At 44.9% G+C, this 25076-nt stretch carries 20 protein-coding genes; 10 read left to right on the top strand and 10 right to left on the bottom strand.

Annotated features, from left to right (window positions below):
- Positions 1-4: 4 nt before the first annotated feature.
- The 4 genes from pgmB to pfkA are packed head-to-tail and all read right to left on the bottom strand — an operon-like array spanning position 5 to position 3552.
- Positions 5-664 (bottom strand): beta-phosphoglucomutase, encoded by a 660-nt coding sequence (gene pgmB, locus H4K34_RS07215; RefSeq protein WP_210760150.1) that lies wholly within the window; start codon positions 662-664, stop codon positions 5-7.
- The gene (locus H4K34_RS07210; protein ID WP_210760149.1) at positions 651-1532 is read right to left on the bottom strand and encodes an N-acetylglucosamine kinase; all 882 of its coding nucleotides are present in this window, start codon (positions 1530-1532) and stop codon (positions 651-653) included. The genes pgmB and H4K34_RS07210 overlap by 14 nt, the downstream gene beginning before the upstream one ends.
- 32 nt (positions 1533-1564) lie before the next feature.
- Complete coding sequence (gene gap / locus H4K34_RS07205; RefSeq protein ID WP_210760148.1) at positions 1565-2557, bottom strand: type I glyceraldehyde-3-phosphate dehydrogenase; 993 nt, start codon at positions 2555-2557, stop codon at positions 1565-1567.
- An 11-nt stretch (positions 2558-2568) separates the two neighbouring features.
- Positions 2569-3552, bottom strand: a complete 984-nt coding sequence (gene pfkA / locus H4K34_RS07200; RefSeq protein WP_210760147.1) for a 6-phosphofructokinase — start codon at positions 3550-3552, stop codon at positions 2569-2571.
- Positions 3553-3654: 102 nt separating this feature from the next.
- On the opposite strand from pfkA, the gene H4K34_RS07195 reads away from it, so the two are divergent.
- Positions 3655-4356, top strand: coding sequence for an NUDIX hydrolase (locus H4K34_RS07195; RefSeq protein WP_210760146.1), 702 nt, complete (start codon positions 3655-3657; stop codon positions 4354-4356).
- A gap of 2 nt (positions 4357-4358) precedes the next feature.
- Here H4K34_RS07195 and H4K34_RS07190 read toward each other — a convergent pair whose 3' ends face one another.
- The gene (locus H4K34_RS07190) at positions 4359-5318 is read right to left on the bottom strand and encodes an alpha/beta hydrolase (RefSeq protein ID WP_210760145.1); all 960 of its coding nucleotides are present in this window, start codon (positions 5316-5318) and stop codon (positions 4359-4361) included.
- 155 nt (positions 5319-5473) lie between these two features.
- Between H4K34_RS07190 and H4K34_RS07185 the strand changes: the two genes are divergently transcribed.
- The 4 genes from H4K34_RS07185 to H4K34_RS07170 are packed head-to-tail and all read left to right on the top strand — an operon-like array spanning position 5474 to position 11352.
- Positions 5474-8596, top strand: coding sequence for a SusC/RagA family TonB-linked outer membrane protein (locus H4K34_RS07185; RefSeq protein ID WP_210760144.1), 3123 nt, complete (start codon positions 5474-5476; stop codon positions 8594-8596).
- 10 nt (positions 8597-8606) lie between these two features.
- The gene (locus tag H4K34_RS07180) at positions 8607-9989 is read left to right on the top strand and encodes a RagB/SusD family nutrient uptake outer membrane protein (protein WP_210760143.1); all 1383 of its coding nucleotides are present in this window, start codon (positions 8607-8609) and stop codon (positions 9987-9989) included.
- Between the two features lie 11 nt (positions 9990-10000).
- On the top strand, positions 10001-10477 hold the full coding sequence (locus H4K34_RS07175; protein ID WP_210760142.1) for a DUF5004 domain-containing protein: 477 nt from the start codon (positions 10001-10003) through the stop codon (positions 10475-10477).
- Positions 10478-10479: 2 nt separating this feature from the next.
- Positions 10480-11352, top strand: a complete 873-nt coding sequence (locus H4K34_RS07170) for a DUF4961 domain-containing protein (protein WP_210760141.1) — start codon at positions 10480-10482, stop codon at positions 11350-11352.
- Between the two features lie 52 nt (positions 11353-11404).
- On the opposite strand, the gene H4K34_RS07165 is transcribed toward H4K34_RS07170, so the two are convergent.
- From H4K34_RS07165 to H4K34_RS07155, 3 genes are read right to left on the bottom strand one after another with little or no spacing between them, the layout of a single operon-like run.
- Positions 11405-12742 (bottom strand): TolC family protein, encoded by a 1338-nt coding sequence (locus tag H4K34_RS07165; RefSeq protein ID WP_210760140.1) that lies wholly within the window; start codon positions 12740-12742, stop codon positions 11405-11407.
- Positions 12729-15872, bottom strand: coding sequence for an efflux RND transporter permease subunit (locus H4K34_RS07160; protein ID WP_210760139.1), 3144 nt, complete (start codon positions 15870-15872; stop codon positions 12729-12731). Before H4K34_RS07160 ends, H4K34_RS07165 begins: the two co-directional genes overlap by 14 nt.
- Positions 15869-16990, bottom strand: a complete 1122-nt coding sequence (locus H4K34_RS07155; RefSeq protein ID WP_210760138.1) for an efflux RND transporter periplasmic adaptor subunit — start codon at positions 16988-16990, stop codon at positions 15869-15871. Before H4K34_RS07155 ends, H4K34_RS07160 begins: the two co-directional genes overlap by 4 nt.
- 118 nt (positions 16991-17108) lie before the next feature.
- Here H4K34_RS07155 and H4K34_RS07150 point away from each other — a divergent pair, with 118 nt between their 5' ends.
- Both H4K34_RS07150 and mce read left to right on the top strand, forming a co-directional pair.
- A complete protein-coding gene (locus H4K34_RS07150; protein WP_210760137.1) occupies positions 17109-18929 on the top strand; it encodes an ABC transporter ATP-binding protein in 1821 nt (606 codons plus the stop codon).
- A 21-nt stretch (positions 18930-18950) separates the two neighbouring features.
- Positions 18951-19355, top strand: a complete 405-nt coding sequence (gene mce / locus H4K34_RS07145) for a methylmalonyl-CoA epimerase (protein WP_210760136.1) — start codon at positions 18951-18953, stop codon at positions 19353-19355.
- Positions 19356-19442: 87 nt separating this feature from the next.
- Here the strand turns inward: mce and H4K34_RS07140 are convergent, their stop codons facing one another.
- On the bottom strand, positions 19443-20279 hold the full coding sequence (locus H4K34_RS07140) for a DUF7282 domain-containing protein (RefSeq protein WP_210760135.1): 837 nt from the start codon (positions 20277-20279) through the stop codon (positions 19443-19445).
- Between the two features lie 73 nt (positions 20280-20352).
- Here H4K34_RS07140 and H4K34_RS07135 point away from each other — a divergent pair, with 73 nt between their 5' ends.
- Both H4K34_RS07135 and H4K34_RS07130 read left to right on the top strand, forming a co-directional pair.
- Complete coding sequence (locus H4K34_RS07135) at positions 20353-20904, top strand: RNA polymerase sigma factor (RefSeq protein WP_210760134.1); 552 nt, start codon at positions 20353-20355, stop codon at positions 20902-20904.
- Positions 20894-21754, top strand: a complete 861-nt coding sequence (locus tag H4K34_RS07130; protein ID WP_210760133.1) for an anti-sigma factor — start codon at positions 20894-20896, stop codon at positions 21752-21754. Before H4K34_RS07135 ends, H4K34_RS07130 begins: the two co-directional genes overlap by 11 nt.
- Before the next feature lie 64 nt (positions 21755-21818).
- On the opposite strand, the gene H4K34_RS07125 is transcribed toward H4K34_RS07130, so the two are convergent.
- Positions 21819-22427 carry an HAD family hydrolase gene (locus H4K34_RS07125; RefSeq protein WP_210760132.1) on the bottom strand — a complete coding sequence of 203 codons (609 nt, stop codon included), beginning with the start codon at positions 22425-22427 and terminating at the stop codon, positions 21819-21821.
- Positions 22428-22709: 282 nt separating this feature from the next.
- Here H4K34_RS07125 and H4K34_RS07120 point away from each other — a divergent pair, with 282 nt between their 5' ends.
- Positions 22710-25058 (top strand): T9SS type A sorting domain-containing protein, encoded by a 2349-nt coding sequence (locus tag H4K34_RS07120; RefSeq protein ID WP_210760131.1) that lies wholly within the window; start codon positions 22710-22712, stop codon positions 25056-25058.
- The last annotated feature ends 18 nt before the right edge of the window (positions 25059-25076 follow it).

The raw sequence follows: 25076 nt of genomic DNA, 5'->3' as shown, positions 1-25076 counted from the left end.
TATTTTAGAAATTCAGTTGGTTAATCACTTCCACCGGGCTGATTTGATCCAGTCCGGAGACCACAATTTCGGCATCTTTCAGAATAGATTTGCTGCCAATACCTACGGTGCGAAATCCACCCCTACGAGCGGCTTCTATTCCGGCCAAGGAATCTTCGAAAACCACTAAGGATTTGGGCTCCATTTGCAGGGCCTCGGCTCCTTTGAGGAATACCTCCGGATCGGGTTTGGATTGACTTACTACCGTGCCGTCAATAATGGTTTGGAAGAGGGGGGTGATTTCGAGAAGATCGAGAATAAGGCGGGCATTTTTACTAGCCGAACCCAGACCAATCGTTAAATTCAATTGGGCTGATTCACGTAAAAACTCCTTGGCTCCGGGCAGGGCTTCTTCCTGTCCCATTTCACGTACAAATTCGAGATACCAATCGTTCTTTTGCGCCATGCGCTTTTCGAACTCAGACTCACTCAATTTGATTTGACCCCAGTCCAATATTTTTTGGAGGGACTCACGGCGACTAACGCCTTTGAGTTGTTCGTTTTCCTCTTCGGTAAAATGGATGCCTAAATCATGGGCCAAGCGATGCCAGGCCTTAAAGTGAAATTTTGCTGTATCAACAATTACTCCGTCGAGATCGAAGATAAAGCCCTTAATGGTTGCCATGGTCAATCTTATGTAAGTTCATTTTATAGCGTCGGTAATAGTCGATCAGCCCATCTACCGGGCGACGAATGATCTTTCCTTCCTGTAAATCAAAGAAATCCAGAACATCTTTCAAAACCGGAGAAAAATGATAGGCAATAGACCCTACAAAGCTAATGGGAACTTTTTGGGATTGAGAAAAGGGCAGTACCTGGGTTTCGATAAACTCGCGGAAACCGTTGAATACCAATTGATAGAAAAAGGGATGTTGAAGATGCTTATGTGCAAAAGGAGCAAAGCTGCCAAGGAACACATTAGCCCCTTGGGGAGCATATACCTTCTCACGAATACTAACTTCATTTACCCCGAAGGTTTCTTCAAACTCGCGGCAAAGGGCATCGCTCATCTGACGATAGAGATAGGCGCGTACTAAGCGTTTACCGATATAACTTGCAGATCCTTCATCGCCAATAATAAAGCCATAGCCAGATCGGCCAGGCTGTAATCTTTGACCATCGTAGTACACTACATTGCTGCCCGTGCCTAAAATACAGGTAATTTGAGGCAGGCCATTCCAGGTGGCATAGGCCGAGGCTCTCAAATCGTGGTCAACCTGAATTTCCGCACTGGGAAATCCGGCTTTAAGCCCACGTGCAATGATTTCGTTTAATTCGGGAGTGGAGCAACCTGCTCCGTAAAAATAAACTTGATCCACCTGGCTGCCGAGCTCGGCAATCTCAGGTACCTTAATGATTTCCTTCGCCACGAATTGCTCATCGTGGAAATAGGGGTTAAAACCAATGGTGCGGATACGCTTAATTTCTTCCCCCTCGTTAGTCAGGAATACGGCATCGCATTTAGTGCTACCGCTTTCTGCGAGGTATATCATAGAACCAGTGTTTGATTGAGGCTAATCTGATCTTACAGAGAAGCCATTTTTAAGGCCATATCAGCAAGTCGGGCAGAGTATCCGGCTTCATTATCATACCAACCTACAACTTTGGCCATGTTACCGTTTACGTTGGTTAAATCGGCATCAAAAATACAACTATAGCTACTGCCCACGATGTCAGCAGATACGATTGGATCTTCGGTGTATTCGAGGATGCCTTTCAAATAACTATCAGCCGCTTCTTTGATGGCCGCATTAATTTCTTCTTTGCTGGCTTCTTTTGCCAACTCTACGGTTAAGTCGGTTACCGAACCGGTTGGGGTAGGTACACGTAATGCGAAACCATCCAGCTTACCTTTCAATTCGGGGAGCACCAGTCCTACGGCCTTAGCGGCACCAGTTGTAGTAGGGATAATGCTTAAGGCAGCTGCACGGCTTCGACGTAAATCGCTATGAGGGGCGTCTTGTAAACGCTGATCAGCAGTATAGGCATGGGTAGTGGTCATAAAACCTTTTACGATGCCAAATTTTTCTTGCAGAACCTTGGCCATAGGGGCTAAGCAGTTGGTGGTACAAGAGGCATTACTGGCAATTACGTCGGAAGCTTGTAAATCTTCATCATTTACACCTAATACCACGGTTTTCACTCCTCCTTTAGCAGGAGCGCTCAATAGTACTTTCTTAGCACCAGCCTGACGGTGCAATTCCATTTGCTCAGCTGAGCGGAAAATTCCGGTACACTCCAAAACCAGATCTACACCTAAATCACCCCAAGGCAATTTGGCCGGGTCGCGCTCTGCAAAAAGCTTAATGCTATGATCACCAACCACCAGGGTGTCACCTTCCAGGCTTACTGGCAGAGGAAAACGACCGTGAATAGAGTCATACTTTAATAAATGCGCCAAGGTTGCGGGATCAGTAAGATCGTTAATGGCAACAACTTCAACATCGTTTTTGGCGATAAGATTGCGGAAGCTCAAACGGCCGATGCGACCGAATCCATTAATGGCGATTTTTTTCATTGCTTGATTTTTTAAGATGCTAATATTTTAAGAATGCGATTCAACTCCATGTCGAGTTTTGCTTTGCTGCGAATGGCTTCTTCAAAAGGCATATAGGCCAATTGATTGTTTACGATACCGATAGCTTCGCCTCTGCGGCCATCCAATAAACTTTCGATGGCGGCCACACCCAGGCGGCTGGCTAAAACCCGATCGGTACAAGTGGGGGATCCCCCTCTTTGTAAATGCCCAAGAATGGTGATTTTAGATTCCCATTGGGGGTAACGCTCTTTAACGGCAGCGGCGATTTCTTGAATGCTGCCCATTTTATTACCCTCCGAAACCAGAATGATTCGGTTGGTTTTATTGTTGGATGCACCTCGCTCTAATTCGGCGAAAAGGTCGATCATGGGATTCTCCTCTTCGGGGAAAATTACATCTACCGCTCCGGAAGCTACACCGGCTCGCAGGCCGATAAAGCCAGAGTCACGACCCATTACTTCCACTAAAAAGAGTCGGTTATGAGATTCGGCCGTATCACGAATACGGTCTACACATTCGATAACTACATTACAGGCGGTATCGAAGCCGATGGTAAAATCGGTGCCTGCCAAATCATTATCGATGGTGCCGGGTAAACCCATTAAGGGGAAGTCGAACTCTTCGCTGAAGTACATGCCTCCGGTAAAGGTTCCGTTACCACCAATTAACACCAGGGCGTCAATGCCATGGGCTTGCAGGTTTTCGTAGGCGCGTTTCCGACCTTCTTTGGTTTTGAATTCTTCGGAACGAGAAGACTTGAGAATAGTCCCTCCGCGGTTTAAGATTCCTTTCACCGAGCGGGCATTCAATTCCAAAATTTGATTTTCAATCAAACCTTGATATCCTTCGTAAATCCCAAAAACTCGCTTTCCGTAATGATTACCAGCTCTAACTACCGCACGGATAGCGGCATTCATGCCCGGGGCATCGCCTCCGGAAGTCAGAACTCCAATAGAATTTATTTCCTTTGCCATTCCTTTAAAACTGACCAGACAAACTTAGTGTATTTTTTACACTTGGGGAATTTTTTCTTATTTTGTTGACCCTAAACAAGGTTCAACCACAATACTTAGACCGTGAGCGAAACTCTCAAGAATGTTAATCCGAACGTATCGGTAGATTGCGTAGTATTTGGTTTCGATAATGAGAAGTTAAACATTCTTCTTATCGAGCAAAAAATGGCCAATAAAGAGAAGGTTCAGTTCGCCTTACCGGGTGATTTGATCGTAGATGATGAGGGCCTGGACGATGCCGCAAATCGCGTTTTAAGTGAAATCACTGGAATTTCCGGAGTGTTCTTACGACAGTTTAAGGCCTTTGGCGATCCCAATCGGGTTAGCGATATCAAGGATTTGGATTGGTTGAAGAATTACCGTCAAAATCCGCAAGCGCGGGTAATTACCGTGGCTTACCTTTCTCTGGTTAAGATGGACGATTTTCAACCAGAAGCGTCTTCCTTTGCAGAGCGTGTGTTCTGGCAAGAGTTAGACAGTTTGCCTTCCCTGGCTTTCGACCATAATCAAATTTTAAGTGAAGCTTTGGATCGCTTGCGCGATGATTTTGTGAATCACCGTACGGGCTTCGAATTATTACCTGAAATGTTCACCTTGGGGCAGATCCAAAAGCTTTACGAGATCATCCTGGGTAAGGAATTGGATAAGCGAAACTTCCGTAAGAAAATCCTCAAGGAGAAATTGGTATCCGCTACCAATCAGAAGCAAACCGGAGTATTGCATAAACCGGCTATCCTTTATACTCTCAATCACGAGAATATCTAAACTTATTCTCTACTTCTGCCCATGAGGTAGATTAGGGCAAAAGGCAATCGACTGCGCCAGGCGGTTTCCCAATGTGGATCCCCTGGGGCCACCAAACTTTTATAGTCCCTAGCGCTTACCATAGGCCAGGATTGGAAGAGGGAATCCACCCGATCTTGATGAGGAGGATAAAGCGCATCCAGCGAAGCGTCTCCACGATCAAAATACCAACGACTCTTAGTGGCGGCTTCTTCGTGAGAGGCGATGTAATTAATGAGAGCATCAGGCACCGGATTGTTTTCATTCTGAAAGAAACCCGGCCAGTGGGTCGACATACATCCAGCCCCTGTCAATTCATTAGGGTATTCGAGGGCAGCATACATGCTAATCAAACCACCCATACTGGAGCCCATCATATAAACTCCATTAGTCTGAATGGGGTATTCGGATTTAATCCAAGGCAGAAGCTCCTTAAAGATGAAGCGCAAATAGGCATCCGAATTGGGACTGCCATAGAGAAGCTTTCGTTCTTCGCCGGGCCTTTGCAATTGCAGAACTGAATCCCTAAAGGTCTCGGGCAAAGCTTCAAAAGGCTTTTGTGGAAAGTAGTTTTGATGGCGGCGTTCCGGGATATTCCAAATGCCTACTACCAAGGTGGGGCCAATAAGGCTTTGTTGATAGAGGGAGTCCAAACATTCATCCACCCCCCATTCCTGACCATTCCAAGTAGAATCGGCTTGAAAAAGCATTTGCCCATCGTGCATAATCAGCAATTGATAGGGGCCTTCTGAAACATTTGCCGGCTTCCAGATATCTACCCTTCGATCCTCAATTTCGAGGCTGTGGAATTTCGAAATGGTCCGAAGCTCTCCCACTAATTGAGCATGGGCAAAGGAGTTGGAAACAAGCCATATGGCCGTAAAAACGCCGAGCCTAGATCTTGCTATACTGATATTAATCATAGTTAATACTTTGAACTTCATCTACTTTAGGATTCCCGAATAAAAACGGGAAAATAGCTACTAAACCAAGCCATTATATCTGAACGCAGAGTTAGCAAATTAGAAATATTTTAGTGTACTTTTTACACTTAATGCTTTTTTTCTACTTTTGAGGAACCAATCTTAATGTAATCTCTATGAAAAGAACTTTACAGTCTCTCTTTGCACTGCTTTTTTCCATGGCTGTGTGGAGTCTGGAGGCTCAGGTGGTTAAGGGGACGATTACCGACAAGTCTGGTGAGCCCTTACCGGGAGCATCGGTTTTAGTTGTTGGCCAATCTGGATCCGGAACCGCGGCCGACTTTGATGGAAACTATAGCCTTAGTGGCTTAAAAGCCGGGAAGCTCACCTTAGAGTTTGCCTTTATTGGTTTTGAAACCAAGCGAGTGGAAGTTCAGCTTGCTGAAGGTGAAACCAAAACTTTAAATATGGCCCTTGCCGAAAGCAGCTCGCAATTAGACGAGATTGTGGTGGTGGGTTATGGTGTACAACGTCGCCGGGAAATGACCGGAAACGTGGTGAAAATAGATGCCAAAAAATTGAACGATATGCCAGCACCCAGTTTCGAAACTGCGATTCAGGGTAAGGCTGCCGGGGTACAGATTGTTACCGGTAGTGGTTTGGCTGGATCGGCTTCGGTAGTTCGGGTACGGGGAGTTACCAGTATCGGAGCAGGGGGTGACCCGCTTTATATCGTGGATGGAGTTCAATTGAATCAGGATTATTTCAGCCGTGGTAACAGTGGAGGTATGAACCAAAACCCACTGGCTTTCTTAAACCCGGATGATATTGAATCTGTAGAGATTTTGAAGGATGCATCTGCAACCGCCATCTATGGTTCTCGTGGTGCCAACGGGGTTATCTTAATTACTACCAAACGTGGTAACAAAGGCGGACTCCAATTTAACTTTTCAACTACTCAGGGTATTTCAGAGCCTACTCAGCGCCCTCAGATGTTGAATTCTCAGGAGTACCTTCAATTATACCGCGAAGCCTGGATTAATGATGGCAATACCGGCACTCCGGTATTAACCAATCCAGCTTTAAGTTGGGAAGAGGCCCAAAGAAATAATACCGATTGGGTTGATCAAGTAGTACGCACAGGTTACAAAGCCTTCTACGATTTTAGCGTATCAAAGGGAACCGACCGTTATAATTTCTACGCGGGATTATCTTATGATAAAAACCAGTCCTATATTATTGGTGATGAGTATGATAGGATGAGTGGACGTTTTAATGGAGATTATCGCTTTAATGATAAATTAAGTATTAGTGCCAGCACGGGTCTAACCCAAAGTATTTACAATCGGGTAGATAATGCCTGGTCTGGTGGTCTGGGAGCAGCTATGAGTACTGCCTTGCCTTATTATCCGGTAAAATGGGATCGTTATTATGTAAGTGCTGGTGATACAGTGGCTCGTCCAGGAGACTGGTTCTTACAAGGTACTAACCCTGTAGCCCAGCGCGAATTGAAGGATTGGAGAATTACGGATCTCCGCTCTATCAATAATGCTAAGATTACGTATTCGCCCCTTAAGAACTTTACCATTTTAGCTTCGGGTTCTTTGGATTATTTCCAATCCATGGAAGACATTTGGGAACCAGCGGGTCGCAATACCTATCAAACTGATGTGGCCACTCGTGGTCAGGGTACTGCTCAACGTTATCCCAGAAGATCCTATAACTACAATGGTTTCTTAACCGGTACTTACGATTGGCAATTGAACGAGAATAACAAGTTCGCCTTCATGGTAGGTACCGAGTATCAAGAAAATTTCACCCATACCTATTACATTACCACCTTCGATACTAATGGCGTTGCGAATGGTATTCGTAATGATGTGTTTAATGCGCCTTCTGCATTTTATGAAAGTGCAGATCTGCGAAATAACTATGATTTCGACTCGGTAACTACTTCCTTCATTAGCAAATTTATGTCGGTTTTCACCCGGATCAATTACCAGTATAAAGGCAAGTATCTGGCTCAGTTAGTTATGCGTACGGATGGTAGTTCTCGCTTTGGGCCCAATAACCGCTTTGGTTATTTCCCTTCCGTTTCGGCAGGATGGATTATCTCTGAAGAAAATTGGATGAAGGAGAACCGTTTCATCAACTATTTAAAATTGAAATCTAGTATAGGTTGGATTGGAAATGCAAACCTCACCAATAACGAGTTTTTAGCACGTTATAACTATGCTTCTCAGGCCTATGATGGTCGGGATATCTTATATCCCTTAAATAACCCTAATCCTGATTTACGCTGGGAAACCACTCAGGTAATCGACTTAGGTTTAGAATATGGTTTGTTTGAAGACCGTATTACCGGTGAATTAGCCTATTATCGCAAGAATACTTCAGATGTACTATTGAATGTAACCTTACCAAGGGTCTCTGGATTTAATAATTTCTATGATAATGTTGGAGGTCTTTTCAATGAAGGATTTGAATTCCAAATTAAGACGCGAAACCTGGTGGGTGAATTCCGCTGGACCACCGACTTTAACATTGCTTATAACCATAATGAGATTGTTAGCTTAGGTGGTTATTCTGCCGATGCTGTTGGTGGAGGTACTAATGATACCCGTACCATTGTTGGAGAACCCGTTGGAACGAACTTCCTGGTGCGTTTTAGCCATGTAGACCCTACTACCGGTCGTCCTGTTTATTTGGATATCGATGGAAATCCAACCTTTGTTTGGGATCCTGCAAACCGTGTTCCTGTGGGTAATGTGTTACCTGATGCGGTGGGTGGTATCACCAATAACTTTTCGTACAAGCAATGGGATTTAAGCGTTCTATTTGTGTTCACCATTGGATCGGATATTTATGATTCTTCTTCTAAGCGTCAATTAGGCCGTATGGATGATTGGAACAAAACGCCTCATATTTACGATCGTTGGAGAGCTCCGGGTGACGAAGCTACTTACCCACTCTTAACTTTAGATGCGGCTAATCACGGATCTAACACTCCATGGATTAACACGGATCAGTGGATTCATGATGGTAGCTACCTACGCTTGCGAAATTTAACTTTAAGCTATCGCTTGAATCGTAATCAATTAGAGAAATTAGGATTGAAAGGTGCTCAGATTTCTTTCATCGGAACCAATTTGTTCACCTTCACTAAATATCCTGGATTGGATCCTGAGATTGCTCGTGATTTCGAGAATGCTACCGATCGTAATATGAGTGTGAATATTACCTTCTTAACTCCACCTCAGGAGCGAAGCTATTCCATTCGTTTAAATGTTAACTTCTAAGCCTGAGATCATGAAAAAGTCATTTAGCGCAATACTAGTAGCCGGTGGCCTGCTTTTGAGTACAGGCTGCGAGAAAATTTTAGAAACTCCTCTACAAGGAACAGACCTTACTGAGGAAGAGGCTCTGCAGACCAAGCAAGACGTATTAAACGTACTGCAAAGCTGCTATGATGTTACGGCCAATGTTTACAATGGTCGCATTCAATACTTGGGAGAGCTATTAAGTGATAACCTGGCTAAGCCTCGTTCCAATGAGGATTTAACCGAGGTCTTTAATCATAATACCCTTTTCTTCAATAGCACGATTGGAGGCATTTACGCTGATCCATATATCACCGCTTTTCGTTGTAACCGTATTCTTGAGATAATAGACAATTTCGACTTTAGCACAGCCGAACGTAATGAGATTGTAGCAGAAGCCAAATTCTTGCGTGCTATCTCCCAGTGGGAAATCCTGCGTCTTTTTGCTCAACCTTATGGTTTTACGTCAAATAATGGTCACAATGGTATTATCTATAAGACCCGAACTTTTGAGGAAATTGTTGCCCGTTCTCCAGTAGGGGTAAACTACAATGAGATCATTGCTGATTTGGAATCGGCTCTCCCCAATTTAAGACCCAGCTCAGATTATTATGCCTCTCAAGATGCGGCCAATGGTTTCTTGGCAAAGATTCACTTCCAAATGGGAGATTATGCCCAGGCAGCCGTTTATGCGAATGCCGTTATTGGTAGTGGACGATATAGCTTAGGAAGCAGCATCGATCGTTTTGAAAACGATACTGTAGATGTTACCGAAGCAATCTTCAGTAATACCAGCCGTCCTGAGTTTGGTGATTTCCGCTCTTCAGGTTTCGGAAACTACCGTTCAGATTTGGCTTCTCCACCTGAGTTCTTTGCTAGCCGTGAATTCTATGATATTTACGCGGCCGATACCTCTGACCGTCGATTGAAGAACTTCTTCGAATTGGATGAGAGTGGTGATGCCCCTCGCGTATTGGTTAAGAAATTTAATCAAGAGTGGTTTAATGTAACCATCCTGCATTTAACCGATTTAAAACTTCTGCGTGCCGAAGCTTTGGCCGAAAGCGGAGGGGATTTAACAGTGGCGATTCAGGATATTAACGACGTTCGGGAAAGAGCTTATGGTTCTAATTTGAATAATTTACCTACAGGTAGTTCTGCCAGCCAAATTATTGAGGCCGCCCGTTATGAGCGTCGTATCGAAATGTTTGGAGAGGGAGACCGTATCCAGCAAATTAAACGTCGCGGTGCCCTAGAAGGCGAAGCTACGGAAGTACGCACTCACCCATGGGATTGCAATGGCATGGTAATTCAATTCCCTATATCCGAGCAAACCACGAAATTTGAACTGAACCCTACCGGAGGATGTTAATTTATAGTACTATGAAGAAATTACTCAGCCTTGGCCTTTTGGCCCTAGCCATAAGCGCTTGTCGCCCGGAGCCCTTCAAAGAAATTGGTGCTCCCTACTCGGTGATAACCGGAATTAATGGAAACTGGGATCTGGAAATGGTAGAGGTAGAAGACCGCTCTTTCCCCCAGTGGGAAACTTTGGAATTCACCGACTTTTTCCTGGATAATCCCGTGTCCATTAACTTCAATTCTAATGACAATACTTACGCGATCAGCGCTAATTCCTTAGACGGACTACCCTTTAGCTCCCTCAACGGAACTTATGCCTTTGATGATCCGGAATATCCAGAGAATCTTTACTTAATCAGTACCGACGGTGATACCAGTACTGTAGGAATGGGAAATATGGTTCGCGCCATTGATCCTAACATGATTTTCGAAGAGCTGAAAAACAAGTGCGATGCGGAATATGCCCGCTATATCTACACCTTTAAACGCAGTAACTAGTTATGAAGAATTTGAAGTTTAACACGATATTTTCTCTGGCTGCCCTAATATTTGGGCCTGCGCTTTCAGCTCAGGTTAGCACCGATCCGCCCGAGTATCAAGATCCTACTACAGAATTAAAAATTATTGTAGACCTCAGTCAACTGGATGCCAGTTTAGATCATACCCAGAACTTATTGGATGCTGCCGCAGCAGGGGAAGATATGTACATCTGGACTTGGAGTCCGGCCGAGCATCCCGCTGGTCACCCCTTGGTGAATGGAGTGGGCACGGCTCCTTGGAAAGAGAGTAATGACACTCTTCGCATGACTAAAGAAGCGGAGAATATTTATTCCTACACCATGACGCCTACCGAGTTTTACGAGGTAGACGCCCAAACGGTTTTTGCTAATGATATTCAGTTTTTGGTGAAGCCAAAAGATGGCGGTGGTTATGGTGATCCCGATATTAAATCGGAAGACTTAACCATATTGGTGGACCCACCCGTTACTACCCGTAATCCGGCTTTCCTTTTCCCAGGATCATTTGAAGATGATGATCTGGTGATGTTGTATTATGATAATAAATTGGAAGAGGTAGAGGGAATGCAGAACCTGGCAACTGACGATGTTTGGTTCTTCGCCGAAGCGACTTTAAGTGACAGTACTACTGTAAAGATTGCTAATAATGCCTTCACCGTTGGGAACTATCCGCAATTGCAGATGACCTCTTACGGAGACGGAGTTTTCAAAACTTATATGGTGCCACGTAAGTTCTTTAGCGTTGCGGAAGGGAAGACCATTACCAAGATGACCATTTACGTGATGCGCCGTGTATTTACCGGTGCTGGCTCACGTATTAGTTACGATATCATAGCTGAACTAAGTTGTGAATAGGGATCTAATCAAACACTAGAATTTGAACCTCGTCTGCAAAGACGAGGTTTTTTTATGGGGTATTTTGCATCAATACTCCTGCAACCCTCTGCAATTCGATCTCTGCTAATTTAAGTTGATAGCGCAGGCTGTTTAAGGAGGCTTTGGTGCTGATGTAATTGAGCTGCGCTTCACGTAATTGCACATTGGTAATATTCCCTAAGGCATAAGCTTCTTCACTACGCTCAAAATTGATCAGCGCTACTTTTAGATTACGTCGCTCCAGATCTAAAACCTTGCGGGCATTGGTATAGTCGAGCCAAGCATTGGCTAAGTCGGTTTGCACCTGTTGTTTGGCTTTTTCCTGACTTAATTCTGATTGGAAGATAGCAATGCGAGCCACTTCCACTGCGGTTTGGGAGCGATAGGAGCTAAAGATATTCCATTGTGCACTCAGGCCATAATTCCAACCTGTATTTTGGGTAAAGCGTAAAAAACCTCCCTCATTATCCTGTCTGCTGTAGGAATATCCTGCATTAGCAGCAATTTCTGGCAAACGATCACTCCAGGCAATGTTGAGGTTTTTACGGTTAATGTCGCGGGCAATTTGCGCTTGAATTAAAGCAGCATTGTTTTGCATGGCCTCCGTAAGTAAGCTGCCAAAGATCAAATCACTGCGATAGTCCAATTGGGTTTCAAAGGCATAGCTGGTATCAATGGGAAAATTGAGCAGTCTATTCAATTCGCGCAGACCTTTCTCCAGGCTGTTCTGTGCATTGAAGAGAGCTACACTATCACGACGTAAGTCGACCTGAGCACTCAAGGCCTCCAGACGACTCTGGGACCCTAATTCCAGGGCGGTTTCTGCTCTTTGGTATCGCTTCAGCGAAAGCTTAACGGATTCCCTAGCAATGTCTACCTGCTCACTTTGCTGCGCCAAATTGAAATAGGCACTGAACACCTGCAAGAGGGTGTTTTCGATGGTAAAGCGCAATTGTACTTCACTTTGCTCTTTTTGCAATTGCAGCTTTTGCAGATTGTTAATTCGACCTAATCCATCAAAGAGTACATAGCTGGCATTGATTCCGGCGCTGTAATTTTCGGCAACCGCATCGTTAAATTCACGGATGGGAGCAGGTGCGCCACTGGTATCACTGCCCACCGCCAATTGCTGTTGTACATCGGTTTGAGAATAGCTGTAGGCAGCATTGGCACTAACATTGGGTAAGAAACCCGCCTGGCCCCAATTCTCTTGCTTGTCGGCTATACGTTGACTTTGCTGAGCCACGCGGATATCGAGGTTTTGCTCCAAGGCTATGCGTACTGCTTCACTTAAGGCCAGCGTGTCGCTTTGGGCCTGAGCCTGTGCCGCGAAAAGCGCTAAGATTAATAGGAGGCTATTCTTCTTCATCTTGCATTTCGATTATAGCGGGTTCAACCTCTTCATGACTGGGTTTGCTGCCTCTCCAGAACCAAAGTCCGTAAACCTTGGCGTGATTTAAATAGGTCAGTAATACGGGTAATAATACCAGAGTTAAGAAGGTAGCCATCAGAATACCATAGGCTAGGGAAATGGCCATCGGAATCAGGAATTGGGCCTGCACACTCTTCTCTAAAATTAAAGGCGCTAAACCGGCAATGGTGGTGGCACTGGTTAAGAGAATCGCCCTAAAGCGAGAAAGACCCGCCTGGAAAACGGCTTCCTTAAATTCCAAGCCTTCCTTTAGGTAATTATTCATCTTACTTACCAATACCAGGCTGTCGTTCACGATTACTCCAATCAGAGCAATAATCCCAAGGAAGGAGAAGATACTTAGGGGAATTCCATGTAAATAATGACCCCAGGCTACCCCTACCAAACTCAATGGAATCAAGGTAAAGATCACCACCGCCTGATAGAAACTCCGGAAGGTAAAGGTGATCACCAGGATGATCAATACCAGAATTAATGGGAAGGTTTTTTGGGCGGATACCATGGTTTTCTGTGCCTCACGATTTTGTCCTTCGAAGAGCACGGATACTCCGGGGTAATCCGCTAAGATGGGTGGTAAAATAGTGTCGCGCACATAGGCAATCATATCCGGTGCTGAGCCATTAGGGTCTGCTAAATCGGCTTCTACTTTAATCTCTCTTTCGCCATCGAGGTGGTTGATGGTAAGGGGACCCCTTTCAATGCTATAGTCGGCCAGTTCACGCAGGGGGAATTTTCCTCCCTGAGGGGAACGGATGTACATTTCTTCGAGGTTGTAGATAGAGCCACGAGTTTGATCATCGTAGCGAACCCAAACCTTCACTTCATCTTCGCGTACTTGTAGACGTTGTACCTCGTAGCCGAAAAAGCCTTGTCGCACCTGCTGCATTAAGCTAGCAGGGTTAAGTCCTAGGAGATAGGCTTTTTCCTTCAGCTTAAGTCGGATTTCGCGCACACCCTCAAGGTCAGTGTCTACGATATCTCTTAAATCGGCCACGGTATTCATTTGGTTTTTAAGCCGATATTTTACCGCTTCCAACTCGCTGTAGTCCTTACTTAATAGCGATACGGATACTGGCTTACCAAAGGCACCCACGGTTCCGAAGGTTAGATTTTCGGCCTCATAGATCGGACCGGTTTGGTCTCGCAGGGCATTTACCACCAGAGTACTGCTAATGATTCGTTCCTCGCTATTTAGCAGAATCACATCCAGTTTCCCTTCATTGGTAGTGGGGCCCGTGCTGAGCTCTACCATGCGAATTACATCCTGTCCGCCAGGCACTTGATCCCTTAAACTGTCGTTTACCGCTAAAGCCGCTTCACGAATCTTATCGAGATAGGAGATCGTAACCTCCTCCCGAGTACCCGCCGGCATTTTAAGGCTTACCTCAAAATTATCGCGATCGATAAAGGGGAAATAGCTTACCCGTACCAGTTTGCCCTGCAAAGCTCCCAGCGTAATGAGGAAGGAAGCCACGGCAATACTGAAGGTGAGAAATTTATAACGGAGCGCGAAATTGAGAATAGGACGGTAAAAGCCTTCCCGCATCTTCTTTAATCCATGCTCCAATTTACGCTCCAGAACATTCTTTTTGTAGGATAAGCTCAAGGCTTTGGAATGCCCGATATGAGAGGGTAAGATTAACAGTGCTTCTATTAGTGATACCCCCAAAGTGGCAATTACAATGAAGGACATTTCGGAAAAGAAATCACCGGCTCTACCATCAATATAAAAGAAGGTGGAGAAGGCGATCATGGTGGTTAATACCGCTGAGATTACCGCTGGCAATACCTCCAGGGTACCATCAATAGCAGCCTGTATGCGACTTTTTCCTTTTTCGTAATGATGGTAAATGTTTTCGCTTACCACAATACCATCATCCACAAGGATCCCCACAACTACAATCATCCCGAAAAGGGAAATCACATTGATGGTTACTCCGAAATAGGTAGCCAAAATGAACATCCCAAAGAAGGAAATAGGTAAACCCGCGGCAACCCAAAATGCCACTCGGAAATTGAGGAATAAACTCAGCAGCACCAATACCAGTACCACCCCAATCAAACCGTTTTCGATAAGCAGGGCTTTACGTTGCGAAAGCAGGTCTGCGCGATTATTTACTACCGTGGCTTTTAAAACATCCTGACCAGCATTAAAGTCCGCTACATAAGCCTGTATATCTTCGGCGGTAATGAGGATGTCTTCACTATCGGTATTATTGATCAAAACTTTAACGGCAGTTTCGCCATTAAGCTCAACGGTGGCGGGGGCATCGCTAAATTGTTTACGTACCTCGGCTACATCCGCCAAACGCACCGCCGCTCCCTGAGGATTAGCTTTTACAACGATATTGAGGAGGTCTTCTGCCTCGTAAGATTTGTAGCGTGCCCGAATGAGGAGTTCCTCTTCTTCGGTTTCAATTTTACCACCGGTAATATCCAAATTGCTAGCAGCTACCGCTTGACCAATTTGCTCAAAGCTGAGGTCGTAGGCACGCATGTGCTTTTGGTTAACGGCAATTTCTATTTCTTCATCCGGAAGGCCAATTAGCTCAACCTTGGAGATGCCGTCTATTTTCCGTAGCTCATGCTCAATTTCGCGGGCCGTAGATTTTAAGGCATTTAAGCTGAGCTCTTCGCCTTGCAAGGCAAAGGTGATACTCAGCGTGACATTCTCGCGCAGGAATACGGTTACAGGCTCCAATCCGGCGGGGAAGGAGGGAATTTGATTTACCGCATTTTCTACATCATCCAGAACCTCTTTGCTATTGGCATTGCGAAGAACTTCTACCGTTATGGTGGCCAGGTTTTCGCTGCTGCTGGAAGTAAAGCGATCAATACCCGAAATCCCTTTTAGGTTTTCTTCGATTTTATTGACTACCCCTTCTTCAATTTCCTCAGGTGAGGCACCGGGGTAAATGGCATTGATAACGATAAAACGCTCGGGAACCAGCGGAAAGAAAGTGGAGTTAAGGCTATTCCAAGCTACGGCACCGAAGATCAGCGATGCGATCATCAGCACATTTACCGTTACCGGATATTTGATGAAAAATCCCAGGAAACGTTTCACTCGGCTTGATTTTTAGTGAGGCGAATTTTCATGCCTGTATAAGCGCCGGTTACTTTGCTTTGAGGTAAACGCAAGCTGGAGTCGGGAGCTTCAATAATAATACTCTGAGGCTCGCGGTGCAAAACCTTAACCTTTTGTAGTACCAAGCTGCTATCCTGAATACGGAAAAGACTATTCTCGTCGATCAACAATTTGCGGTCGATCTTCATGGCATTTTCAATCTCCTGACCGGCCAGGGATCCTTTTAAGTATTCACCGTCATTGAGATTGTCGGCCTTAATGCGGATGTAAATACTGATTCTTTGATTGCTGGGATCTACCTTTTCGTTTTTACGGAAAACCTCCCCAGTATAATGTCGGCGACCATCGGTACTGCTAAGCAAAACACTGTCCCCAATTTGCACCAGGCGCGCTTCATCCGGACTCAGACTGCTGATCATTTCAAACTGACCCTTGCCGATAAACTCCCCTAAGATTTGACCGGCCCGTACTAACTGACCACTCTCTACTCGAGCGTCGGTTACGGTGCCATCAAAAGGAGCTTCGATATTGTATTTGCTTAAGCGCACCCGCAGGGCTTCAGCATTTTGATAAGCGCTATACACATTGCGGCCACTTAGGAACAATCGTAATTTCTCATTGCTTTCCTTGGGAGGAGATTGCAGACCATTGCCATTATTCAGTTCGCGTAGATATTGATAATAGGTATCAAAACGCTCGGGGTAATCGAGCTTAATATCGGGTAAAACCTGGCTGAGCAAACTGAGGTAATTGCTGCGGGTACTTTGGTAATTACTTTGAGCTTCGCTGTTTTCGAGGTGGAGCATTATTTCTCCGGCCTGATAGCCTTTGCCCTCTTTAAACTTCTGAGATTGAGTGCCCACAACACCGGTTACCTCCGAATAGATTTCAATTTTATTGAGCGCTTCTACTGGCCCGTCAATTGGGATACGTAGAGCTACCGATCCGGCTTTTAGATCTTGGTAGGCTATGAGTTTTCGTTGGTCCCGAGTGATGGGGCTTTTTCCTTCGGCGGAAGTGGCGAGGTAGTTTTTGAAAAACACCGCAAAGGCCAGGATGGCAATACCACCGATTATGGCCCATTGTCTTCTTTTCATGAAGCAAGCTTAAAATGAGAATGCAAAGTAAACCAATAAAAGTGGTCAGTGTTTGTCCATCAAAGCTTATGATAAGTTTAAGTTATATGGCTGCCAGAGATGCACTACCTTTGCCCCAATGAAAGCATTTTGGCGCATCGTACGCTATGCCTATCCTTATAAAGGGACGGTGATTTTAAGCGTTTTAGCGAATCTGTTTGCCACCGTTTTTGCCTTGGCCAGTATTGGTTTGGTGGTTCCCGTTTTACAGATCATATTCGACAATACTAAGGCTCCGGAACAAGCTCCGGTTTTTGATGGGGATATTATGGCTTATGCCGAAGATTTCCTCTCCTACGAAATCGGCACTCGCATGGAGGCAATTGGCCAGCAAGAGGCCTTACTATACGTTTGTTTTTGGGTGATTTCGGCCTTTTTCCTCAAAAACGTATTCCGCTATTTAGCGCTCTATCTTTTGGCGCCCATGCGGAATGGTATTACCCGCGATATTCGTTTGGATTTACACCATAAACTGCTGGCTTTGCCGGTGGGTTATTTTACCGAACAGCGCAAGGGCGATATTATTTCGCGCATGACCGCCGACCTTAAGGAAATTGAAAATGGTGTTTTGGCCACGATCGAAATGTTCTTCCGTGAGCCCTTCATCATCCTCAGTTCACTGGCGGTTTTGGTGTGGATGAGTCCACAGCTCACCATTTTTGTACTGCTGCTTTTGCCAGTGGTCTCCCTCTTAATTACCCGTATTGGTAAGAGCCTAAAGCGAGCCAGTACCCGTGCCCAGGAGTCGATGGGGGATATTTTATCCTTAACCGAAGAAACGGTAAGTGGCCTAAAAGTAATTAAGGCCTTTACGGCCGAAGAGCAAAAGGCCAGTCTTTTTGCACGGGCTGCCAATAACTACTTTAGTTTGATGAATAAGGTGATTCGCCGGAATGATTTGGCCTCACCCATCTCCGAATTTATGGGCTCTTTGGTAATGGCCATTATTATTTGGTACGGCGGTAGCTTGGTAATGGAACCCAATGATTTTACGGCGGAGAAGTTTATCGCTTACGTTTTATTCTTCTACCAAATTATTCCTCCCAGCAAGAGCTTGTCGCAAGCCAGTTATAAAATTCAGAGGGGGAATGCATCTTCCGAAAGGGTATTGGATCTTTTAGATGCGGAGAATCCCATTCAGGATAAGCCCGATGCGAAGGATCTTAAGGAGTTTAAGGATGCGATTGAGTTTAATGATGTTTGTTTCTCCTATCAGGATAAGCAGGTGCTGAGCCATATCGACCTGAAAATTGAGAAAGGTAAGACCTATGCTCTGGTAGGACAGAGCGGGGGCGGTAAAACTACCTTGACTAATTTGGTGCCTCGTTTTTACGATATCAATAGTGGTAGCCTCAAGATTGATGGTCTGCCTATTGACAGCATCAAGTTAAAGGACCTGCGATCGCATTTGGGAATAGTTACTCAGGAAACCCTGCTCTTTAATGAGACCGTGGCTTATAATATTGCTTTGGGTAAGCCCGATGCGACTAAGGAAGAGATTATCGCGGCCGCCAAGATTGCTAATGCCCACGATTTTATCGAGAAATTACCCAATGGCTATTTAACCAATATTGGGGATGCAGGTGGTAAACTGAGTGGAGGGCAAAAGCAGCGTTTAAGTATTGCCCGTGCAGTTTTAAAGAATCCACCAATTCTGATTTTGGATGAGGCTACATCGGCCTTGGATACCGAATCGGAGAAACTGGTACAGGATGCCTTATATCGATTGATGGAGAACCGTACTTCATTGGTAATTGCCCACCGCTTGAGTACCATCCAACATGCAGATGAGATTGTGGTGATTAATGAAGGCAAGATTTCGGAGCGCGGTAGTCATCAGGAATTACTGGATAAGCAAGGGATTTACCACAAGTTGGTAGAGATGCAAAGTTTCGCCTAGAACAACCTAAAATACATAGCCATGCGTAAGATTGAGCATATCGGCATTGCCGTAAAAAACCTGGAAGAAGCCAATAAAACCTATGCTTCTTTATTTGGGGCTGAGGCTTATAAGCAAGAAGGCGTAGAAAGTGAAGGGGTGATTACTTCTTTCTTTCAGGTAGGACCCAATAAGATCGAATTATTGGAGGGGACTAATCCAGATAGCCCAATTTCGAAGTTTATTGCCAAGCGCGGCGAGGGCATTCATCACATCGCTTTTGATGTGGAAGATATCGAAGCCGAAATTGAGCGCTTGAAAGGTGAAGGCTTCATTTTATTAAATGAACAGCCCAAATTTGGAGCGGATAATAAGCTGGTGGCCTTTTTACATCCGAAAAGCAGTCATGGTGTATTGGTAGAACTCTGCCAGGAACGCCAAGATTAGTTAAAGGCATATCCGCCGAAAGGCAAAAAAAAGAAGCCCCGGCAATGCATGACTACTGCCGAGGCTTCTGGGGGAGGGATTGTATTCTTAGTTCACATTAAGCACAGTGAAACTGGTGAAGATCACGTTTCCTGGGAAGGCCAGGTTGCCGAAGATCTCCGGTCCATCGAAGGCACTGGCGCCATCGAATTCATATACACCAATTTGACCATTGTCTAAGTGTAACATGGGGAACAGCTTTTGACCGCTGCTCAGGTTTACACTGGCGTCTAACTGAACGGTAACATTGGTGTTTACCCCTTTGCTTACCTGAACTTTACCTATTACATCGGGAAGAACAATGCCTCCCATGCCGTTGTCGTTGTGGATAACCAACCAACCATCAGCAGCTGCAACCACCTCAGGAATTACCACTGTATTATTGGTAACATCCATATCTGGAGAGTTGATTTTAGCCGACATGATATTTACGGCACTCATAACGGGGGCACCATCTACTACGAAAGGAGGGTCTAAATCATTATTGCCATCAAATTCGTATTGCATTTTGGTGCCGGTGTCTTCGTGCAACATTACCCATACCTGATCACCGTCAGTAATGGTGGCATTGGCATCAATTTGTACCATCACGCTCATATTAGAGCCAGCTTCGATCCATTTAGGTTCGGAAATGATAGCAGGTACTACGGGGCCATTACTGCCATTATCGGCATGGATAACAATCCAGCCATCGCTGGGAACCTCAGTCATAGTAACTTCTACCATGTTTTGGGAAATCACCTGGGTACTTACATCGAGGGTAGCCACTGTGGGCTCATTGGTCATGTCCGTGCTATCGTCATCTTCACTACAAGCGGTAGCTCCGAAAATCAGTGCTGCGCCTAAGGCAAAATTTAATAGCTTTGAACTGTTTGAGTAGATCATGATTGTTTCTTTTTTTGGATTCATTATTATCTACGAGGATTCCTGATAACTGGATTTTTGAAAACCTCATTTTTTGAGTAAGCGCCCTCCCATTGAAGTGAAAATCGTTGATCTGCTGCAAGATGGCAAGCAGGAGGCGATGTCATTAATTTATGACAATTACGGAGCAGTGCTCTTTGGATTGTGCGTGCGCATGATGCCTTCGCGCGAAGATGCGGAAGAGGTATTTCAGGAGGCGATGATTAAGATTTGGCGTTATGCGCAGTCTTATGATGCGGATAAAGCAAGGTTATATACCTGGATGATGAATATTATGCGCAATGCTTGTATTGATCAAATTCGTAAAAATGATCGCCGTCCACAAATCCAAGATGTAGAGACACACGTATATAAGGTTGACGCGGTTCACCAATCGAACTTACCAGTAGATCATATCGGACTGGAAAAGGAATTGGAGAAACTGCGTCCGGAGGACCGAAAAGTACTCGAATTAGCGTACTTCCAGGGTTTCACACAGGGAGAGATTGCGAAAAAGTTAAATGTGCCTTTGGGTACGGTGAAAACCCGTGCTCGCAAGGCGATTAGTGAATTAAAGCGGTTTTTAGCCAGAGACATTGGATCCTAAGAAGTACATAGAAAGCGGAATTATAGAAGACTACCTGATGGGTTTTGTCTCAGAGCAGGAGCGCCAGGAGGTGCAGTGCATGAGCAAGATTTATCCGGAAATCAATGAAGCACTTCGTCAGGCTGAAGATATTATGTCGACCTGGGCAGCGGCTAGTGCCGAGGAGCCCCCTGCTGGCATGAAGGAGAAGATTATGGCCAATTTGGGCGAGCAGGAAAAAGGACCTGTGGCCATGCCGGCTTTAAAAGTAGTGGCCTCCAGCCATGAGCCTTCTGTGAAGTCCAGCATTAATCCTGCGGCTTCCAAATCTAAATCTTCGCAACCCATTGGATGGATTGCCGCCGCGGCAGCGCTTATTTTATCTTTCTTCCTAGCCTATCAATGGCAAGATAGTTTGCAGTTTATGCAAGCGATGGAGCAAGAGATTGTAGCGCAAGATCAGGAGCTGGAAACGTTGGGCAGTCAGTTGCAAGAGCTGCAAGGAGATAAAGAACAATATCAAAGTTTATGGGCCGCGGTTTCAGAACCCGGAACTCAGAAGATTACCCTTAATACGGTTCAAGAAGATAAACCGGCCACTGCCACGGTGTACTGGAACCCTGAAAAGGAACAAACTCTTTTCTATCGTGATCAATTACCTGCCGAAGCAGAAAATAGCCAATATCAATTATGGGCTATCGTGAAGGGCAAGCCGGTAAGCATCGGGCTCTTAGCCTTAAATTCCAATGAGCTGCAATTGCAGAACATGAGCGGCTTGGCAGAGGCTGATGCATTTGCCATTACTTTGGAGCCATTGGGTGGTAGTGAAAGCCCAACGCTGGATCAGATGGTGGTAATGGGGAAAGTATAATCGCGGAGCGATTATACTTTAGATCGCTGCGCTATTAGATGTTAGATGATAGACCGCTGCGCTGTTAGAGGCGTTTCTTGATAGTTTCAATTTTATCTTTTTTCGGGTCGAAGTGCCAGCATTCCAGTTTGAGTTTGGTGGCGGCTTCAATATTGTCTTCCCGATCGTCGATAAAGAAACAGTCGGCGGCTTTTAGTTTTTGCTCCTTCAATACTTTCTTGTAGAAATCAGCTTCAGGTTTACGATGCCCCGTTTCGTGGCTGTAGTAAACCGCATCAAATTGACTGATAAACTGCTTGTATTTAAAGGGTCCGCAAAGGGCCTTGATCTTTTCGATATGCAAGGGATTGGTATTACTCAGGAGAAAGAGTTTATGCCCTTTGTTTTTCAAGTTTTTAAGCAAACGAATGTTTTCATCCGGAATAGCCTCGTAACAGAGGGCATTCCAGGCTTCGGCTAAATCCTTCTTGAAAATAGATTTGCGAAAGAAAAAACCTTGCAATTGGCTTAGGAATTCGTCGGTGCTTAGTTCTCCGCGTTCAAATTGATGAAAGAGCTCATCTTGCTCTGCTAGCTTTTCTTCGGCGCCCAAGGCTTCGAAGGCCTTGTAAGTAAGCTTGGTGTCGATGGGAATAAGAACCGCTCCGAAATCGAAAAGCAGATGTTTAGGCATTGCGTGGTATTTGAGCACAAAAGAAGGAAATATGGCTTGAAAATTTTCCGCTTTTGGGAAATATAGCCAAGTAAATAATGGCCTAAGCAGGGGCAAGAACCTATCGTTTACCGATAAAAGGTCGATTATCGGTTTCGATGACTGGAAATTGAATTTTGTAAACAATTGATTTTCAAGAGTAACGTGAGTTCGACTACCGTTAAACGAAGATTTAAGGCCTTTTATCGAAAAAAGATGTGGGTCATTAGGGGCTTCCCAAACTTAGAAGGAATTTAAGCTGCTATGAGAAACCTTTACCTATTGCTATTTTTCGTCGTTTCATTGAGCTCCAATGCGCAGGAATGGGGCCTGCTAGGGGATCTGGAAAAGCTGCCTTTTTACGGGGGCTTTGCCTGGGACTTTGAAATTGGAAGCTATAAGGGCGAGCAAATCATTTTCGTTTCGCTTAGTGGAGGGGATGGTATTTATTATGCAACCTTTCCTAAAGGGGAAGTGCCCAAACGATTGAATTGGAAAACTTTTTATGCCACTCGCGCCGGGGGTCCTTTTTATTTTCCCTCAACCTCCAAAATGCAATGGCATCAAAAGACTGAGCAGTTGTTTTTTATTAGCGACTATGAACTCTATAAGGCCAAGCTGGGGGAAGAGGCAGAGTTTATTCATCGCAGCAGCACCTTTTTATTGGTAGGGGACACTTTGATTAGTCCTAGGTGGGAAAGGAGTGCTTTTTTATTTGACAGGCAGAAACTGTTGCCTAATGGACAATTGGAATTGATAAGTCAAGACCCCGGGCCGGACTACTATATTGATGCTTATTATCAATTAAGTCTGGATCCCAAAACCAAGCGAGTAGTTTACTGGGGAGATACTATCCTGCAAAGTCGGGAACCCTATTATTCCAAGGCGGCCAGTTTAAATTATGAAGCCCACAATTTTAGTTTGGATCGCTCCGGTTTTGAGGAAGATCCAATTTGCCATATCGATGCAAAAGGGGTCTGGCATGTGCTGGCTTCTCAAAACAAAGATTACTTTTTCACCTATCCTGATACCACTTTGTATCCACCTAAGCCTCGTTTGTGGTTTCGCAGTTTCGATGAAGGACAAACCTGGACGGAAGCTGAGGAGATTAATGAAGCATGGCCCCTGGCTTATACCTTACCGCCACTCATTAGCTCTGCCTCGGATGAGCGGGGAGATCATATAATTGCCGGCTCATTGTACAGAACCTTTGGAAAGGATTGGCAGCAAATAGGATCTAAGTATAAATCGCGTGGCGATATGTTTGTTTACGCTGGAGCCTCCGCCTTTCTTTCTGGTGATGCCTCAAAGGCATTTCATGCTACAAATTTGGGTCCTGCATTAAGCACCGCTTATGGCGATTCACTCTTTTTACTCAGTGAGAATTTAATAGGCAGCCCTATGTCGGATTTCTATTATGAGCGAAAATCCCATACTATAGTGGCAGCTTCTTCGCAGCAAATTGCGGTATTGCAAGAAGCGGCCACTCCCTATGAAACCTGGCACTATTTAGCTCCCCCAGATCGATTTCCGCGATATTGGCAAGTGGCCTATTCTGCTCAAGGGAATACCTTGTATGCTGCGGATAGAAAGCTGTATCGCCGTGACTTGTATCAAGGGCGCTGGAAAATGATTATGGATCCTGAAGAAATGGGATTTTTTTTAGGATCGTTTAATCAAATACTGGATCTGGCCATAGACCCTATTAATGACCAGCGTATAGCCGTAGTATTGGATGACTATGATAGGGGATATACCATTTTGTACAGTGAAGATGGTGGTGATTTATGGGATTCATTGCCTTTAAGTTTTTCATACAATACCATTGATAGATTGCGATGGTTTCCTCAGGGAGCACAAGCTTCGCGCTTGTATTTTAGTCAGCCGGATCCTTATTACTTTCATCAAAACAAGATGGATTTCTATCATTTTGAACCCGGGAATGATCCTGTTTTAATGAGTGATAGTATTCCAGGTTTCGGACCGGATTATTGCCATCTTATCCAGTATGATCAGATTCCCGGTACTGATCGCCTGGTAGTTTTAAGCACTATCCCAGCCAATGATTCAGTTCAGCGAAGAGTAGATTTTACCCTGGCTATTCAGGATGAGAACCTCCAATGGGATACCCTTTATGGAGAATGGGTGGAGGATTGCTATGGCTGTTATTCCTATCCTTCTTCAGTTATGGCAACTGAAGACTTTGTTTTTGTAGGGGTGGGGCATTGGTTGTATATGTATCAGCATGGTGATAATAATTTGCGCTATGTAGGACGGAGGCCCAATCCTATGCCTCGGGGTGAGAATTACCGGTATTTGGAGTTGATCGATAACTATATGTATGTGGGAGGTGAATATGGCGTTTTCCGACATCATCTCTACGAGTATATAGATCCGGATTACCCCGATGAAAGCTGGAATTTTTACCCCAATCCCAGTGCCGGTGAATTACGGATCCAGCCACCCGGTAAAATTGAAGTGTATACACTTGATGGTCAAAGGGTTTATAAGGGTGAGGAAGTAGAGTATTTATTGGATCTGTCTCATTTACCTCAAGGGATGTATATGGTACGTCGAAATCGGGATGCGGGGAAGTTGTGGTATAGGGAGTAGACCGCTGCGCTATTAGAT

This window comes from Croceimicrobium hydrocarbonivorans (assembly GCF_014524565.1).
Lineage (GTDB): Bacteria > Bacteroidota > Bacteroidia > Flavobacteriales > Schleiferiaceae > Croceimicrobium > Croceimicrobium hydrocarbonivorans.
Note: the sequence above shows the minus strand (reverse complement) of the source record. Positions and strands in the feature narration are given on the sequence as shown.

Excerpts from the sequence above, each read along its gene's own strand:
- H4K34_RS07180 (WP_210760143.1), top strand. The coding sequence starts at position 8,607 with ATGAAAAAGTCATTTAGCGCAATACTAGTAGCCGGTGGCCTGCTTTTG.
- gap (WP_210760148.1), bottom strand. The coding sequence starts at position 2,557 with ATGAAAAAAATCGCCATTAATGGATTCGGTCGCATCGGCCGTTTGAGC.
- pgmB (WP_210760150.1), bottom strand. The coding sequence starts at position 664 with ATGGCAACCATTAAGGGCTTTATCTTCGATCTCGACGGAGTAATTGTT.
- H4K34_RS07140 (WP_210760135.1), bottom strand. The coding sequence starts at position 20,279 with ATGATCTACTCAAACAGTTCAAAGCTATTAAATTTTGCCTTAGGCGCA.
- H4K34_RS07125 (WP_210760132.1), bottom strand. The coding sequence starts at position 22,427 with ATGCCTAAACATCTGCTTTTCGATTTCGGAGCGGTTCTTATTCCCATC.
- H4K34_RS07170 (WP_210760141.1), top strand. The coding sequence starts at position 10,480 with ATGAAGAATTTGAAGTTTAACACGATATTTTCTCTGGCTGCCCTAATA.
- H4K34_RS07210 (WP_210760149.1), bottom strand. The coding sequence starts at position 1,532 with ATGATATACCTCGCAGAAAGCGGTAGCACTAAATGCGATGCCGTATTC.
- H4K34_RS07175 (WP_210760142.1), top strand. The coding sequence starts at position 10,001 with ATGAAGAAATTACTCAGCCTTGGCCTTTTGGCCCTAGCCATAAGCGCT.
- H4K34_RS07190 (WP_210760145.1), bottom strand. The coding sequence starts at position 5,318 with ATGAAGTTCAAAGTATTAACTATGATTAATATCAGTATAGCAAGATCT.
- H4K34_RS07165 (WP_210760140.1), bottom strand. The coding sequence starts at position 12,742 with ATGAAGAAGAATAGCCTCCTATTAATCTTAGCGCTTTTCGCGGCACAG.
- H4K34_RS07120 (WP_210760131.1), top strand. The coding sequence starts at position 22,710 with ATGAGAAACCTTTACCTATTGCTATTTTTCGTCGTTTCATTGAGCTCC.
- H4K34_RS07150 (WP_210760137.1), top strand. The coding sequence starts at position 17,109 with ATGAAAGCATTTTGGCGCATCGTACGCTATGCCTATCCTTATAAAGGG.
- H4K34_RS07185 (WP_210760144.1), top strand. The coding sequence starts at position 5,474 with ATGAAAAGAACTTTACAGTCTCTCTTTGCACTGCTTTTTTCCATGGCT.
- mce (WP_210760136.1), top strand. The coding sequence starts at position 18,951 with ATGCGTAAGATTGAGCATATCGGCATTGCCGTAAAAAACCTGGAAGAA.
- H4K34_RS07155 (WP_210760138.1), bottom strand. The coding sequence starts at position 16,990 with ATGAAAAGAAGACAATGGGCCATAATCGGTGGTATTGCCATCCTGGCC.
- pfkA (WP_210760147.1), bottom strand. The coding sequence starts at position 3,552 with ATGGCAAAGGAAATAAATTCTATTGGAGTTCTGACTTCCGGAGGCGAT.